At 37.4% G+C, this 17,310-nt stretch carries 13 protein-coding genes; 9 read left to right on the top strand and 4 right to left on the bottom strand.

Annotated features, from left to right (window positions below):
* Positions 1-159: 159 nt before the first annotated feature.
* The 9 genes from J1N51_RS11470 (at position 160) to J1N51_RS11430 (ending at position 12,831) form a co-directional block, all read left to right on the top strand.
* Positions 160-633 (top strand): hypothetical protein, encoded by a 474-nt coding sequence (locus J1N51_RS11470; RefSeq protein WP_208831402.1) that lies wholly within the window; start codon positions 160-162, stop codon positions 631-633.
* A gap of 18 nt (positions 634-651) precedes the next feature.
* A complete protein-coding gene (locus tag J1N51_RS11465; protein ID WP_208831401.1) occupies positions 652-951 on the top strand; it encodes a hypothetical protein in 300 nt (99 codons plus the stop codon).
* 323 nt (positions 952-1,274) lie between these two features.
* Positions 1,275-2,753, top strand: coding sequence for a type I restriction-modification system subunit M (locus tag J1N51_RS11460; RefSeq protein ID WP_208831400.1), 1,479 nt, complete (start codon positions 1,275-1,277; stop codon positions 2,751-2,753).
* Positions 2,754-4,541 carry a GmrSD restriction endonuclease domain-containing protein gene (locus J1N51_RS11455; RefSeq protein ID WP_208831399.1) on the top strand — a complete coding sequence of 596 codons (1,788 nt, stop codon included), beginning with the start codon at positions 2,754-2,756 and terminating at the stop codon, positions 4,539-4,541.
* Positions 4,538-6,004 carry a type I restriction-modification system subunit M gene (locus J1N51_RS11450; protein ID WP_208831398.1) on the top strand — a complete coding sequence of 489 codons (1,467 nt, stop codon included), beginning with the start codon at positions 4,538-4,540 and terminating at the stop codon, positions 6,002-6,004. The genes J1N51_RS11455 and J1N51_RS11450 overlap by 4 nt, the downstream gene beginning before the upstream one ends.
* The gene (locus J1N51_RS11445; RefSeq protein ID WP_208831397.1) at positions 6,004-7,170 is read left to right on the top strand and encodes a restriction endonuclease subunit S; all 1,167 of its coding nucleotides are present in this window, start codon (positions 6,004-6,006) and stop codon (positions 7,168-7,170) included. Before J1N51_RS11450 ends, J1N51_RS11445 begins: the two co-directional genes overlap by 1 nt.
* Before the next feature lie 2 nt (positions 7,171-7,172).
* A complete protein-coding gene (locus J1N51_RS11440; protein ID WP_208831396.1) occupies positions 7,173-10,139 on the top strand; it encodes a type I restriction endonuclease subunit R in 2,967 nt (988 codons plus the stop codon).
* Positions 10,140-10,142: 3 nt separating this feature from the next.
* Complete coding sequence (locus tag J1N51_RS11435; RefSeq protein ID WP_208831395.1) at positions 10,143-11,093, top strand: hypothetical protein; 951 nt, start codon at positions 10,143-10,145, stop codon at positions 11,091-11,093.
* A gap of 4 nt (positions 11,094-11,097) precedes the next feature.
* Positions 11,098-12,831: an RNA-directed DNA polymerase gene (locus J1N51_RS11430; protein WP_208831394.1), complete on the top strand. Its 1,734-nt coding sequence runs from the start codon at positions 11,098-11,100 to the stop codon at positions 12,829-12,831.
* Between the two features lie 615 nt (positions 12,832-13,446).
* Here J1N51_RS11430 and J1N51_RS11425 read toward each other — a convergent pair.
* The 4 genes from J1N51_RS11425 to J1N51_RS11410 form a co-directional block, all read right to left on the bottom strand.
* Positions 13,447-14,298 (bottom strand): hypothetical protein, encoded by an 852-nt coding sequence (locus J1N51_RS11425; protein ID WP_208831393.1) that lies wholly within the window; start codon positions 14,296-14,298, stop codon positions 13,447-13,449.
* Positions 14,299-14,424: 126 nt separating this feature from the next.
* Positions 14,425-14,973, bottom strand: a complete 549-nt coding sequence (locus J1N51_RS11420; protein ID WP_208831392.1) for a hypothetical protein — start codon at positions 14,971-14,973, stop codon at positions 14,425-14,427.
* Positions 14,960-16,939 carry a DUF2779 domain-containing protein gene (locus J1N51_RS11415; protein ID WP_208831391.1) on the bottom strand — a complete coding sequence of 660 codons (1,980 nt, stop codon included), beginning with the start codon at positions 16,937-16,939 and terminating at the stop codon, positions 14,960-14,962. Before J1N51_RS11415 ends, J1N51_RS11420 begins: the two co-directional genes overlap by 14 nt.
* Before the next feature lie 116 nt (positions 16,940-17,055).
* The gene (locus J1N51_RS11410) at positions 17,056-17,289 is read right to left on the bottom strand and encodes a hypothetical protein (RefSeq protein WP_208831390.1); all 234 of its coding nucleotides are present in this window, start codon (positions 17,287-17,289) and stop codon (positions 17,056-17,058) included.
* Positions 17,290-17,310 lie beyond the last annotated feature (21 nt).

Below are 17,310 nucleotides of genomic sequence, written 5' to 3'. Positions count from 1 at the left end.
TAAAATTGCTCTTATGAGCCAATCACTGGCGCGTTAGTTTTATGCTCGCGCCAGTCCTCATTTTAAATAAACTCAATTAAATTTAAATTCAAAATTTACTATTGAGTTGACAGGTTTTCTGGTTGAATGGTTAAAAAATAGCAATATATCAAGGCCATCATGTATCAACTAGAAGTGAAATTTCATTTGGTAAACAACTTGTTTTCACCAAAACAAGGTTGGCAAGTTGTGGTAGATATTGACTCAATGGAGAGAGCAAAGGGTCCACAGCATAAGCCTGACAAAAAAGAAAAAGTACTTAAGGCAGAAAGACTACTCGATGGGCTAGGAGTAACTTTTGGAGCACATAAAGAATATGGAAGAGTCGATATATGTGCAACTCATCCCAAATATGGCACTTACCTAATTGAAGTAGAAGGGCAATCTAGTAAACAGAAAGAACAAGCTATGTATTCCGCATTAGGCCAAGCAATCATATTGATGAATAGATCCTGTAAAAGCATAAAATATGCTATCGCAGTGCCGGACCTACCTGAATGGAATCGCCAAATTACTAAAATCCCTGAACGAGTAAAAGAAAAGTTAAACCTGCAATGTTTTTTAGTATCTTCCAATTATGTAAGACAAGCATAGAAATATAAGGAAACAGAAATGGCCTATAGAAACAACTCAGCTTGGAACGAACTAAATGAGATTAGGTGCTTATTGATTTTTAAAATACTGCGTGCTGAAAACTTCCCAAAACAAAAACAAAACAAACTTTGTCAAGAAATGGCATCAATTACTGACCTTAAAGCTACAAGTATTAACGCTAAAGTTTCAAACTATAAATCAGTAGCTGGTATTAATAATCCTTCAAACGCATCATCAAACACAATAGAGATATATAAAAAATACAGTAACCTATCTATTGCTGAACTTGAGTTATTAATCAAACAACGAGAGCGCTGAGTACTAGGCCTAAAATGACTTATGCAAGGTAATGCGCTACCTAATTTATTTATCCATTCATGGCTAAAAGATTTGGTTACTAATCCGGTTACCAATTAACAATTCCATAATTTTCAATTTGTTGTACCTACTATTAATATTGACTTAGTTTGTAGTACTCTATGAGCTAGCATAGAACATTGACTAATCAAAAACGTACAGCCTTAGAACAGCCGAATTTATTGGTCCGCACTATATACAAAAGCCATTGAGGACAGTTATCAGACAATGAGAAGATAGCCACCTACTTTAAATTTACGGCTTAATTAAAAAGTAAAAAATTAATGACGACAAAAATAACCCTTTCCCAACTAGAGCAATACTTATCGAAAGCTGCCTGGATATTAAAAGGTCCAGTTGATGCCTCTGACTTCAAAGTATACATATTCCCATTACTTTTCTTTAAGCGTATTTCCGATGTATACGATGAAGAGTTTCGTATTGCTCTAGAAGAATCAGATGGTGATGAAGAGTACGCAGCATTACCAGAATTTCACCGCTTTGAAATACCTGACGGTTGCCATTGGAAAGATGTACGTGAGATCACAACCAATGTAGGTTCTGCAATTGAAAATGCTCTGCGAGGTATAGAACAAGCTAACCAAGAATTTTTATACGGAATTTTTGGTGATGCACAGTGGAGCAACAAAAATAAGCTATCGGATGAATTGCTGATAAACCTAATTGAACACTTTTCTCAGTACACCCTAGGAAATCAAAATGTTGACCCAGACATGTTGGGTAACGCCTACGAATACTTGATTAAACACTTCGCTGACTTAACCAATAAAAAAGCTGGGGAGTTCTACACGCCTCGCTCTGTGGTACATCTTCTTGGCTTAATCCTAGATCCGCACGAAGGTGAAACTATCTACGATCCGGCGTGTGGTACAGGCGGTATGTTGCTTGAGTGTGTTGATCACCTTAAAGACAATAAAGAAGATTATCGAACGCTAAAACTCTTTGGGCAAGAAAAGAACCTAACTTCAAGTTCAATTGCTCGTATGAATATGTTCTTACATGGCATAGAAGACTTTGAAATATTGCGTGGCGATACATTGCGTCATCCGGGGTTCTTTGAGGCGGATGGCCTTAAAACCTTTGACTGTGTCATTGCCAACCCACCATTCTCGTTAAAAGATTGGGGCGCTGATACTTGGGCTAATGATCCTTATGGGCGTAACATTGCTGGGGTACCACCAAAAGGCAATGGTGATATGGCGTGGGTGCAACACATGGTTAAGTCAATGAACAGCACCGGCCGTATGACTGTTGTATTACCGCACGGTGCGTTATTTAGAAAAGCTGCCGAAGGGAAAATCCGAAAACAACTGCTAGAAAGCGATTTATTAGAAGCGGTAATCGGTTTAGGACCAAATGTATTCTACGGAACTCAACTCGCCGCTTGTGTCATGGTTTTTAAAAAAAATAAACCGGCTGATAAGAAAGGTAAAGTGTTGTTTATTGATGCCTCTGATCAAATTCGAGTTGGCCGAGCTCAAAACTTCTTAGAGCCAAATCACGTTCAACAAATTTACGATTGGTATCACGACTATCAAGATGTCGAGAACTACGTGAAAGTCGCTTCAATGGAAGAGTTAAAAGAAAACGACTTTAACCTTAATATTCCACTTTATGTAGAAAAGATCATTGAAGACAACTTACCGTCTGTTGAAGAAGCTATGGCTGATTTAAAACAAGCATGGCAAGCAAGCCTTGAAGCTGAAGAAAAATTTAAGCAAGTTTTAAAAGGATTTTTATAAATGGCGTATCAGATACCAATTACCATAAAAGACGCAATAAACAATATCAGAAAACGTCATTATGTTTTGCCGGCAATACAGCGAGAGTTTGTCTGGGATACGGGTCAAATAGAGACGTTGTTTGATTCTTTAATGCGAGACTATCCAATTAGTACCTTTTTGTTCTGGAAAGTTGATAAGAATAAAGTAAAGGATTTTCAGTTCTATGAATTTCTAAAGAACTACCATGAAAAAGATAGTCGCCATAATTTAAAAGCTGATCTGTCTGATGAAGAAGACATAATTGCTTTACTTGATGGTCAACAACGTATGACTTCAATGTATGTGGCGCTAACAGGCTCTTATTCTAAAAAGATGCCTTATTACAGAAAAAGTAGTTCACATGCTTACCCTAAGAAAAAGTTGTACTTAAACCTGCTTAAAAGTTCTGATGACATTGAAGTTGAATATGATTTTAAGTTTCTTACAGAGAGTGATGCCAAGCCAAAAGAGGGCTATTACTGGTTTGAATGTGGAAAAATTTTAGAGTTTAGTGATGTTAGTAAAGTCATGGAATACATGATGTTAGAGGGCTTAACTGATACATCTAAATATTCTCAAGAAAGTACTACATTTGCGTTGCGCACATTAAATGAGTTTTTTAACGTAGTGCACCAAAAAGGCACGATAAGCTATTACGAAGAAAAAGGTGAAGAGCTTGATAAAGTGCTACAGATATTTATACGAATAAACAGTGGCGGAACAAAGTTAAGTTATTCTGATTTATTGCTTTCAATTGCGACAGCTCAATGGCAAGAAAAAGATGCTAGAGAAGTTATTCATGATTTTGTTGATGATATCAACCAGATAGGTGATGGCTTCTCGTTCAATAAAGACCTGGTGCTAAAGGCCTGCTTAGTTTTAGCCGATTTTAAAGATGTTAAATTTAAAGTTGATAACTTCAACAAAGCTAACATGGCTAAAATTGAGGAAAACTGGGATGAAGCGTCAGGTGCATTAAAGCTAGCGATAGAGCTAGTGTCAAAAATTGGATACAGCAGAGATAATTTACTTGCTACGAACACCATAATCCCCATTGCTTATTTCATTTACAAAAATCGTTTAGATAGCAAAATATTGCATAGTGCTGAACGAGAAAAAGATAGAAAGGCTATTAGGGAGTGGTTAGCACGAGTGCTTCTTAAGGGGACATTTGGTGGGCAACCGGATAATATTTATCCAGCAATGAGAGAACTTATCAACGATAATTTAGGAAAATTCCCTCTCGCAGAAACAATTGCTTACTACCGTGGACGACGAAAAACTATCAGCTTCACTGAAGACGATATAGAAAGTTTATTAGACCTCCAATACGGCAAAGCTAAAACATATTGCGCACTCACTTTGCTATACCCAGGGCTGAATTACACTTTCAAATATCACCAAGATCATATACATCCAAAATCTCTGTTCAAAAAACGTAATATGAGAAAACTTGGTTTCAGTGAAGATCAAATTGAAAGATACAACGACAGTGTTAATGAATTAGCAAATTTGCAGCTATTGCATGCCACTACAAATATAGAAAAGAGCAACAAACCATTTAAAGAATGGCTAAAAGCCGAGTATGAAAGTGAATCTGATCAGCAAAGCTTTTTAAGACAGCATTATATAGATTCGGAAGAATCATTAGAGTTTGAAGACTATTTAATATTTAACGAAAACAGACGAAAGAAATTGAAATCAACGTTAATAAAAATGCTAGATGTTACTGTCCATCATGACGCTGAAGAGGTAGCTGAGGCATGATGACTCAACAAGAATTAGAAAAATACCTTTGGGGTGCTGCAACTACTTTACGTGGCACTATCGATGCGGGTGATTACAAGCAGTACATATTCCCGTTAATGTTCTTTAAACGCATCTCAGATGTATATGATGAAGAGTTTGACAACGCCTTAGCGGAAAGTGATGGTGATTTAGAATATGCTGCTTTTGCAGAAAACCACCATTTCCAAATCCCGGTTGGTGCTCACTGGCAAGATGTTCGTGAGGTGACAACCAACGTAGGCTTAGCACTGCAAAATGCTATGCGTGCTATTGAAAAAGCTAACCCGGATACCTTAGATGGTATTTTTGGTGATGCCAGTTGGACCAATAAAGACCGACTTTCTGATGCCATGCTCACTAACCTTATTGAGCATTACTCGCAGCATAAACTGAATCTTAAAAATGTGCCTGACGATAAATTAGGTAACGCTTACGAGTACTTAATTAAAGAGTTTGCTGATGACAGCGGCCATACCGCAGCGGAGTTTTATACCAACCGTACAGTAGTTAAGCTGATGACTATGATTATGGACCCACAACCAGGTGAGTCGGTATATGACCCAACCTGTGGTTCTGGTGGTTTATTGCTTAACTGCGCCTTGCATTTAAAAGACGAAGGCAAAGAATACCGAACACTGAAGTTATATGGTCAAGAAATTAACCTGTTAACTTCCGCTATTGCTCGTATGAACATGTTTATGCATGGCATCGAGGAGTTCGATATTGTGCGAGGCAATACTTTGTCTAATCCAGGCTTGCTAGAGAACGATGAGCTTAAAAAGTTTAACGTCATCCTAGCTAACCCGCCATACTCAATTAAATCATGGGATCGTGGCGCATTCGAAAATGATCCGTATGGGCGTAATTTGTGGGGCACACCACCGCAAGGTTGTGCCGATTATGCATTCCAGCAACATATTCAAAAAAGCTTAGATTTAGGCAATGGCCGCTCAATATCACTTTGGCCACACGGCATTTTGTTCCGCGATGCTGAAACAGAAATGCGCAAGAAAATGATTGAGCAAGACTTAGTTGAGTGTGTAATCGGCTTGGGGCCAAACCTCTTTTATAACTCGCCAATGGAAGCATGTTTGTTGATTACTAAAACAAACAAGGAAGATCATAAGAAGGGAAAAATCTTGTTTATAAATGCGGTAAAAGAAGTTAGACAGGATAAAAACATTGGCTACCTAGACCAAGTGCATATAGACAAAATATTTAATGCGTATAGCAATTTTGAAAGTGAAGAGAACTTTGCTTTGTTAGTCGATAAACAAGAGGTTCTAGATAGAAAAGCTAATATGGCGATTAACCTTTATGTTCGACCAGACTCTTTAGTTAGCAGCGAGGAAGCCTGTTTTACGGCAGCTTATCAAGAATGGCAACAGTCATCAGATAACCTAAAACAATCAATGGAAAAGTTATTTAAGGAGCTAGTGTAATGTTCGACATGGAAGCTATTAAAAACTTTTCTATCGATAAATCAGACTGGAAAAAAGTAAAGTTTGGCGATGTGGTGTTTGAGCCAAAAGAGTCAGTTAAAGACCCAGTTACTGAAGGTATAGAGCATGTTGTAGGTTTAGAGCATATTGATAGTGGCGATATGAATTTACGCCGATCTGCTAGTATTGAAGGTAGTACAACGTTTACCAAAAAGTTTTGTAAAGGTGACGTTTTATTTGGTCGCCGCCGAGCTTATTTGAAGAAGGCTGCCAAAGCCGGGTTTGAAGGTATTTGTTCGGGCGATATCACGGTTATGCGAGCTAGAGAAGCATTGCTTCTTCCTGAACTATTACCTTTCGTTGTAAACAATGAAAAGTTTTTTGATCATGCAGTGACTCATTCAGCAGGAGGTCTGTCTCCGAGAGTGAAGTTTAAAGATTTATCGAATTTTGAGTTTCTACTTCCAAACATAGAGAAACAACAATACTTGTTAAAATTGCTTAGAGAAGTAAGTCAGTTACTTGAAGTTGAACGCAATTTACTTTCGAACTTACAAATCCTTTTTAATAGTTCTGAGAAAGAGCTATTTAATGGTAAGGGGTTTAATAAGGAAGGAATTTTGGAAGTCGCCTCAGTTCAAAGAGGAAAATTTGCACACCGCCCTAGGAATGCTCCTCAATTTTATGGAGGGAAAATTCCATTCATTCAAACAAGTGAAGTAGTTAATTCTGATAAATATATAACGTCTTATTCGCAAACATTGAATGAGCTTGGCTTATCTATTAGTAAAATGTTTCCGAAAGGAACAATTGTTATGACAATAGCTGCCAATATCGGGTATGTGGGGTTATTGAGTTTTGATAGTGCCTTTACTGATAGCTTAGTCGGTATACAAGCTAAGCCAGAAAAAATAAGCCAAGAATACTTATATTATTATCTGAATTACAAACAAAAAATAGTAGATGGCTTGGCAACAGAAAGCGCTCAGAAAAATCTTAGCATTGATACGTTTAAAGCTTTTAAGGTTCGATACCCTGAGTCTAAAGAGAAGCAATTAGCTACTGTGAATCAACTAGACAAAATAAAGAAAAATATTAATGCGCAAAAAACAAAAATAGAGTCTGTTTTCAAATTACAATCTATATTGATTAGCAAGGTGTTTTAGGTATGGGATTTACCGAATTAAATAGTGTGGAACACTACATCATCCATCAACTAAGTGGCATTAATTTAAATGCCAATCAAGTATCAGAGCCACAACCAACTTTGGGTGTTAAGTGGCAATTCCAACCGCCAGAAAAGCTAGGGCGTGGTGTAAATGAAGTATTAGTTGAATCGCAGCTGATTAAGGCGTTAATTCGTCTTAACCCTGAGATTGAGGCTAACCCAAACTTGGCGGATGAAGTAATACATAAACTCCGAGCTATTTTAATTTCGGTAAATCAGGTTGGACTGGTTAAAGCCAACGAAGAATTTTTCGCTTGGATGACTGGCGAAAAAACCATGCCGTTTGGTGAAAACAATCGTCATGTATCCGTTAAGCTAATTGATTTTGAAGACTTAACTCGAAACGATTATATATTAACTAACCAGTTTCGTATTCACCACAGAGAAACCAAAATACCTGATGTGGTATTAATGATTAACGGTATACCTGTGGTGGTTGGTGAAGCCAAAACACCGATTAGACCCTCAGTAAGTTGGTTAGATGGTGCCCATGACATCCATCAAATTTACGAAAATGCCGTACCGCAATTGTTTGTGCCAAACATTTTGTCTTTTGCCACAGAAGGCAAAGAGCTGTTTTATGGTGCGATTCGCTGTCCGTTAGAGTTTTGGGCTCCATGGCGTATAGAAGAAAATGACAGTCAAATATCTAAAGCACTAGGTTTAGCTGAAATTGGTAAAGAGCTCACAGACTTGCTTAGCCCGGCTCGATTACTCGATATTATGCGTAACTTCTCTTTGTTTACCACTAACAAGAAAAAACAACGCATTAAGGTGATTCCTCGCTTTCAGCAGTATGAAGGGGCGAATAAAATCGTCCAGCGTGTTATTGAAGGCAAAATTAAGAAAGGCCTGATATGGCACTTCCAAGGCTCAGGTAAATCATTACTCATGGTGTTTGCTGCACAAAAGCTAAGACGAGCACCAGAGCTTAAAAGCCCAACCGTAATTGTTCTTGTTGATAGAACCGACCTTGATACACAAATAAGCGGAACCTTTAATGCGGCAGATGTGGCCAATGTTGAAAGCACAGAAAGCATTAAAGAACTTCAACAAATGTTGGAGCGTGATACTCGTAAGATCATTATTTCAATGATCCATAAATTCAGAGACGCTAAACCTAATATGAATGATAGAGAAAACATCATTCTATTGGTGGATGAGGCTCACCGAACTCAAGAAGGTGATTTAGGACGACAAATGCGAGCGGCATTACCCAATGCATTTTTGTTTGGTTTAACCGGTACGCCAGTTAACAAGGCAGATAAAAATACCTTTTGGGCGTTTGGCTCAGAGGAAGATAGAGGTGGCTATATGTCACGTTATACCTTCCATGATTCAATTCGAGATGAAGCAACACTACCTCTGCACTTTGAACCACGACTGGTTGACGTCCATGTTGATAAAGACGCATTAGATAAAGCGTTTGAAGAGTTTAAAGAAAGTGCTGCGCTAACTGACGAAGAAGCCGATGAGCTAAACAAGAAGTCAGCAAAAATGTCAGCGTTTTTGAAATCACCTGAACGTGTTGAAAAAATCGTAAAAGACATCGCTGAACACTTTAATGCAAAAGTAGCGCCTCATGGTTTTAAAGGCATGATAGTCACACCAGATCGTCATGCTTGTGTGCAATACAAAGAAGAATTAGATAAGTACTTCCCAGAAGAGGCCAGTAAAGTTGTAATCTCGACTACTGCCAACGATGATTTTGAGTTTAAGCAAAAGTGGGCGGTAGATAAAAGCCAGCAAGAAAAGATTGTTGATGAGTACAATGACGCAACATCAGAGCTTAAATTCATCATTGTGACAGCAAAGCTGTTAACCGGTTTTGATGCCCCGATTTGTCAAACCATGTACTTAGACAAGTCATTAAAAGACCATACGTTACTACAGGCAATTTGTCGCACAAACCGTTTATATCCGCAAAAAACATTTGGTTGTATTGTTGATTACTTTGGTGTGTTTGATGATGCCGCTAAAGCGCTAGAGTTTGACGAGCAAAGTGTTAAACAGGTTATTACTAATCTTGGCGATTTACGTTCTCGACTGCCACAAGCAATGGCTGATGCGTTAAGACACTTTGAAGGGGTAGATAGAACTCTTGATGGGTTTGAAGGCTTAGAAGCGGCACAGAACGCTATTAATACCGATGAAAAGAAAGATGCCTTTGCCAAAGACTTTAAGTACCTTGCTAAGTTATGGGAGTCTTTATCACCTGATAATATCTTGGATGTTTATAACCAAGACTACAAATGGCTTGCTCAGGTATTTGAATCGGTAAAACCGGCATCGGATAACGTAGGTAAAATACTGTGGTTGGCACTGGGTGCGCAAACCACACAATTAATCCACGAGAACATTCATGTAGGTGAAGTGCATACGCTAGAAGAGTTTGTTTTAGATGCAGATGTTATCGAAAACATCTTTAACAACCCTGATCCCAAGAAAATTAAACAGCTCGAAAAAGACCTAATTAAACGCTTTGTTAAGCACGGCGGAAACGCCAATTTTAAAAAGTTAAGTGAGCGTTTAGAAGAGCTACGTGACAAAGCGGAGAAAGGCTTAATCACTTCAATTGAATTCGTAAAAGAGCTCTGCGCTATAGCCAAAGACACGGTTAAAGCTGAAAAAGAGTTAGAACAAGAACTTCAAGAGAAATCACCAAAAGCTGCACTTACAGAACTGTTCCTTGAACTTAAAACTGATGAAACCCCTACGGTTGTAGAACGCATAGTTACTGACATTGATGCAATCGTAAGGGTAGTCAACTTCCCAGGCTGGCAAAACACGGTAGGTGGTGAACGAGAAGTACAAAAATCACTACGCAAAGCTTTGCTTAAATACAAATTACATAAAGACCAAGTGCTGTTTGATAGAGCATATGGTTACATCAAGGAATATTATTAATAAATGGAACGGTTTATTAAAAAGGAAGATTTACCTAACTCCTTATGGTGTAAAGATAGGAAAATAATAAAGCTACCGAACTTGCTAGTTGAGAAATGGAAGCTGTTGCTTGAAGATAATAACTTATCAGAATTAGCTACAAAAAAGGCAGATAAAGGCTTTATTGGTGGCATAAGCAAGGAAGAAACTGATAAGCACTTAGCTTGGAGGTATAATGGTTCTTGTGGGAGAGTAATTCTCTCATTACTCGATCCCAAAAACCAATTGTCAAAAGTTTCTGACGCTTATGCTGAGATTTTTGCAGGTCAAAGAGTCTTTTTAGCTGATTTGCCTAGTGGCTCTGGTGCCGCTGTCATTAGTATCTTAACGACATTAGCTGAATTGAGAACTCAAAGTGTATTACCTCGTATTCCTCTAGATATATCAATTGTCGCAGGGGAAATATCTGAATCAGCTAGAAGCTATCTTAAGAAACAACTTGATGAATTAATAGAGCCGTTAAAAGAACAAGCAATAAGTTTCGAATATACAATTTTACATTGGGATGTATTGGATCGAATAAACAATGCAGATTTAATTCGTCAAATTACAATAAGAAGCCAAAATTGCGACTCAAGGCTTCTTGTCGTAAGTAATTTTTCAGGGCTTTTGGAAGGTAACAGTAAATGGAAAGAAGCTGAAAAACAGATTTCTGAAATATTCATTCACAGTAGAGATCAGCTGAGCGCTGCTATCTGGATCGAACCGCAAAAAAATAACGTCCTGGATCACTTTTTTCCAAGAATGAGTACTTGGTTTAAGCAACTATTTAAACCTATTTTAACTTTTGTAGGCGGTGAGAGCGAAGAAAATGAACCATATGGGTTAGCGGATATCAAGTGTGAACAACCTATTAAAGATGGAACATTTCCTATTCGTTTAACTATTGCTCGTTTTGATTTACCTTTGGATTAATAATATGCCAAACTCCTCATTATTAGCAGTAAAAACTCTTAATCAATATCGTAAACGAGACGTTCTATCTTATTTAGGTCTCAGGTATTACCTCAAAAACGTCTCGGCTAAAAAATGTCGGTGGATTCGTGATGTATCTACACGATTGTCAAGTTGTCAAGGTGAAGCTTCTTATCTAAAAACGTTCCATTTTAAGGAATTATCAGAAAGCGGTGCTATTACCCATAGAGAAATATACTTGCCTGCTCCTAATGAGGCTTTATCTGAGACCGCCTTGTTAGTGGAGCTTTCTAAACATTCTATATTTCATCCGAAACCATATGTTTATAGCTATCGATTTACAGAGGAATCAGATAAATCAGGCGTTTTTAACCCTTATTTTATCGGGTACAAAGAGCGGCAAGCTGATATTGCCAACGCCTGTTGGTCTGTAGAAAATGGTATGGTGCTTATTACAGATATTAAGAAATTTTACCCCAGTATACATACTGATTTGGCTATCCAAGTCTGGCAAAAATTTTGCCAGAAGTCGGATTTGGAAAGTAAGTTTGAATTATTAGGACATAATTTACTTAATAGACAACAGCACTCAAACGCTTCTCTTAAGTGTGAACCTAGTTTACTGACAGGGCCGGCATTTAGTCATGTAATTGCTAATTTATTGCTAGACTCTTTGGATGAGAAGATGCATAACATAACAGAAGGCAAGTACTTTAGGTATGTTGATGATATAGCATTTGTTGGTAATCCACATGAATGCAAAAAGTGGCGGGAAATATTAGTTGAAGAGCTAAGTGAATTTAACTTAGAGCTGCACATTGGTGACAAGGATTTTGAAGTAACATGTGAAGAGTGGCTTGAGGGAGAAAATGACTTTGAGTCTAGTCTCGGGCTTTCATGGGTGGCGTTTATCGCAGATGTTAAACGTTATTTAATCGCAAAGCCTCACCGACAAAAGCTATTGTCTAAAGAGTTTTTAAAACAGAATATTAGGCTCCCTATTTTAGATTATTCAAACGTTGTTAATGAATCTAATAATTTAGAGAGGTTCCAAGATTGGCTGAATAAATATAATTGGTCTTTCAGGGCCGTAAATAAAATTGACGTAGACCATTTATTAAAACAAGCCAAGCTTTGTGAAACAGCTTTATTGGAGCAGTTTAATACACTTCTAGAACAGTCAGATGACCTAACTATTTACCAGAGAAAACGACTTATTCCTAAATTGAGATATGTTAGCGGAAGGGTATTGATTTTTGCTGATGATAATTTGCTGTTAGAGCTTGCAAAAAAATTGCAAAAGTTTCCTGAGTTGCAGTTAATTACGGCAACAATGAAAGCGATATCAACTAAGGACGTTACAGAAATCATCGCAATGGGTGTAAATGCCACGCAAGCTGTATCACAAATATTAAGAGCAAAGGATGAAGAAGTGACTTTCAATATTGATAAAATAAGGGCGTTAGATAATAAACTTATCGAGCAATGTTTAGCGATACTAACTTTAAATGAAATAAGGTTTCCTAATTATGACGTTGATTCTGAGATAATTACTCTGGCTAAAGGTCCTGTGAATATAGATATTATGAATAGTTCAGACTTGTTCATTAAAGAGGTGGCGTCATTGCATGGGGTAGGTGATTCTCTCAATAGCTATTTGATGAATACGGCTTTTGATCGAGATGAAGATTTTGCGCTAGATATTATCAATCAATTACAACAATCAAGTCATGCTTAACAATTTAACCATAAAACTAGAAACGTAATTATGGGTATCTACGCTTAAAAAGCAAAAAGTTGTTAGAAGCAATCAAAGGAAAGCGCCTAGTAGGCTAGCTAAGTGAACAAGTATAAAAATACTGAAACAGGTTGGTAACATGGTTACTAAACCGGTTACTAAAAACAAAAAAATCACAATTAAATAAACTAAAACATTGTTTTAAATAGATTTTAAAGACAAACACAATATTCAGATCCAGAATATTGAATAGAGATACTATCTGCGCAATTTGGAAGGGAATTTAGCCAAATACCATGTAATTTAAGGCGTTAGAGCAGAAATATTTAAGAAAACTTTTAAAACTTTATGTTTTATATAGCGCTTTTTAGGCCAATGTGGTGATTCAACTGGTGCTTTGTCACCCTCATTCACCTCATTCACCTCATTTACTCCACTTTAAAAACGAGTAAATGAGGTATTCCATGTCTGTAATAAAAAAAACAATCGAGTGGCCGAATTGGTTGAACAAGGTCAGCCTGCATTCGAAAGTATTTATCAAGATCTTTATATCGACGTTAAATCCAGAGACACAGCTAGTTGGGTATTTCAATATCAGCTTTTTGGCTGATACATTTAGCCTATTGACTCAATAGTTGTAATGTCATATCCAATCATGAAAAGTGCGGCCTCTAAAATTCTCATCCTTTCGGAGATAGACGAACTATCGAGATTAGTGGAGCTGTTAAAAGCGACCATAAACTCTTCTGACTGCGCCAATTCTCCTAGAATCCAATTGGTCTTTAAGTTAGATAGCGCGTGCAACTCTCCTGACTTTTTATTTCTAAATTTGTAAATTTTGTCAGAGGGGTTTCTTTTTCCACTTCCTCTCATAAAATTTAGAGTCTCCGGAACTTTATGGGCATTGGATTTCGAGAGAAAAGCTCGCGCTATTGCTGCCATTGCAGCTCCTACACGATCATCATAGATTACAGATCTGTTGCTAATTAATGAGAATAACTTGGTCGTGGCTGAATCTGATCTAAGTTCAATATTTCCGTCAAATAACTCGAAGCCTTCGTCACTATCTGAGTCCAACAGTGATCGGCACTGAATAAGCTTTCTACACAACAGTTTATTTTCATGGGCATTAACCAGCCAACGAACAGGGTGCCTGACAACAACACCTCCCCAATCTAATACTCTGAGGCTATTGATTAAGGCTTCTGTCTGATTATTTGAATCTATCGCCTCTCTAAGTTTTTTGGCTAGTTCATTGAGAGTATTTTGACTATGGATGTAATCCTTACCTTCCCAAAAGTAGTTTTCAAAAGCTTCTTTGAAACTAAGGATATTAAAGGGTTTTGATTTGTTTTTTTCTGGGACATAATTTTGGATAAAACTTCCCTGTTGACCGCTTAGTAACTGCTTAAAAAAGAAGATGAATTCAGTAATCTCTGGTGCCGCTAAATATTGTTGTTTATTCATTATTACTTCCTGCCAACTTCCGTTGGCTAATCAATCTATTTGCCTGCATAGTACATAATTAATAGGACATTTTATGTCCTATACTTCACACCTCTGAATCGATTCTGGCTTGTTGAAAGCACCTTCTTAAAGCAAATCGTCACTTGTTTGCGGCCGCAACCAAAACTTTATGCGCTGATAAGTCCTAATCCACAACCAATAAAGCTTTAAGAATACAGGTGAATTTAGAACTATTTGGTTATCAAAATGTATTTCGATACCTCGGCTAGACAACTCCCGAAGAGCGGCTAAATCAGTATCCAACGTAACCGATTTATTTAAGCCACCATTGTTGTCGACATCAAATTCTGAAATACAAACCGGAAAACGGGAAGAAACTGTAATATAGGAGTAATGTGCCCAATTGAATTCCAAATCTTGCTCTACTAAAAATTCAGAAGCTTTTTGAATGCACCAGTCGACTTCTGAGATTGGGGCATAATTAGGCTCATTGATGTCATTAAAAACATCCAATACTAGAATTTCACCGTATTTCATGTTGCTACCCGAAGGAGGCATTATACAAGTATGGGTATTTGAGAGCTTTTTTATAATGCCTTCGAGTTTTTTAACAGCATCTTTGTCTTTGCCATACACAGCAACAAAAAGCTTAATGCTAACTCTATTTGCTTTCATTAATCATATCCCTCCAAGCTTCTTGGATCATCACCATTGCTAATGTATCTAGCTCACAGTACATCAATAGTCCGCGCTCTAGCTCTTTCCTTTCATAGTCCGACATCTCGGTGAACTGAAGTCGAGCATAGCCAGTCAAGGCGAGACCACCATTATTCAGTTCATCGGATTCTGATAGCAGTTCAATGTCATGCTCAGATGCTTCTGTGAACATTTTTGGCAATGACTTATAAGGGTCTTTTACTTTTCCATTGTCATCAAATTCAATCCAAGCTTTGTTCTTAAAATTTAAGCTAGGTAATTCCTTAGTCCCATAAATAGGTTGTTCGTATTTTTCTTGTAAAAATTGAGAGCTATTTAATATGGCAGGTAGCACTGCCTTAATAGAGTTTGAGCCACCTGTGGCAGGGTCGTAATAATACTTTTTAACTAGCTCCCATTGGTCAACCATATTTCTATCACCGAGCCAATTGTCTTTGCTGTTGTTGGAAGACTTAGTTATTGACTTTATAAAGCCACAAAGCTCGCCTTTATCCACCTCACCCGACAGTTTCAATTGCTGATAAACCATATTGAGATAAGAGTTCTCATGGTTGGAATATCTGAAAATAGTACCGTTGTCTTTTTCTAATTGTGCTTTTAATTCCCTTACGAAATTAAAGTTGGGGAACTCACCAACCTGTGAGCTAAGAAACTCACCTGCATGCTCCACACGCCCATCTTCGTGCAACATATGATGTGAAAATTGGAAGGCTATGCCTTCGTATGGCGACATTCCTTTATAAAATGGTATCGCCACTGCACAGGTTTCAAAGTCGATAAAATGAAGAGGGTAAGTCCAAGATGCCATTTCGTTTCGCATGCTATCAACATCAAAATACACACTTGAATCGCTATCTTTTACTTTCTCTACTTGAAGCCACTGCCTTTCTTTTAATGTAAGTGCTGGCGTTGAAGATTCTTCATAATTGATATCCTCTGGCGAGAGGTCTTTTAGCTTTACTTTGCCATTTTCGATGCAGCGATTTGAACCTCTAAAGTTAGAGATGCTTAATACTGTTGGCTCATTAAAATCTTCGTCCTTCCAATGAAGTTGTTCTTTCCAGCATTCCTTAAAGCCACTTTTAAAACCATTCGCCTCATCTTCTTCCGAGCATTTGAACTCACAACTTTTGCACTTTGAGCCAATGACAGGTATCACCTTTTCATCATTAGCATATTGCTCTGCGAGCACTTCGATATTGGGGATGAAGCCTTCTACTGGCATACCCGTTTGCAATTCGGTTTCATAAGCAATTTGAACCGCTTTGTCGGTATTTATCTTTTTGAGAATTTTTACTGATAAGTCTGATGCAGATAACGAATTAGAAACAGACACTCCTCGTCTATTCCTGTCATCACGAGTTAATTTAAACTTCTGATTTAAGCCATCTACCGGGCAAGGTGTATCTTTATCAACCACCATCAAATAGCTGCTGACAATCGCACTGGGTATGATTTGTTTTAATACGTATTTTTGAAACGCCACATCAAAAATATATGGCTTCCACTTTGAGTCTAACTTTCCAGACTTGTTTAAAAAGTCTTTATCATTTTTAGCCGAATATGACTTGGCTTTAACTTCAATGAGCTGATATTCATTGCCTTGTTTAACTAAAATATCAACACGAACAAATAAGTTGCCAAAGCGAATGGCAGGCTCAAAAATAACGACGTTGTCCTGCTTTAACAATTCATTGGTTTTCTGAACTGATTCTTCATAATCTAAAGAAGTAATGTCATGACCTTCAGGATAATAGCACTTCGCTAATTCACCCACCTGGAAACCGCCATCAGCTAATGAGGCAAGAAACGGGTCATCAAGCTTGTTATCCAAGTATTCTTTTTTACCCGTATAAAACAATTTTGTTGGGCACTCAGTGGCTAACTTAAATCGTGATTTAGTCAAATAGCGTGGATGGCTCACTTCAATACTTCCTGTAATCTAGTCTTTCCATAACTCTACTTTTAACTTGGGACATGAAACGTCCCAATAAATTTATATTCAATCATTAAAAGCAAAACTGCAATTGATTCATCAAATTATGAGCAATTACATAACCACGTATTTGTATAAACTTCATCTACTTTTGAAGGCAAGTTATTTTTGATTTCATATGCTTCACAAGCCGCAGTCCAAAACATAAAGCCATATTCACTATCTGCTGGCTTATTTAAAAGAGAACGTCTGATTTGCTCCAAATGAAATTCGTATTCAACTTTACTGTGAATAACATGATCTCCTGCCCAAATTAAACAAAATTCTAAATTAGTCATAGCAACCTCCCAAACAAAAGA

Origin of the sequence: Psychrosphaera ytuae (assembly GCF_017638545.1) — a bacterium.
GTDB classification, from domain to species: Bacteria; Pseudomonadota; Gammaproteobacteria; order Enterobacterales; family Alteromonadaceae; genus Psychrosphaera; species Psychrosphaera ytuae.
This window is presented reverse-complemented; position numbering and strand designations above follow the sequence as displayed.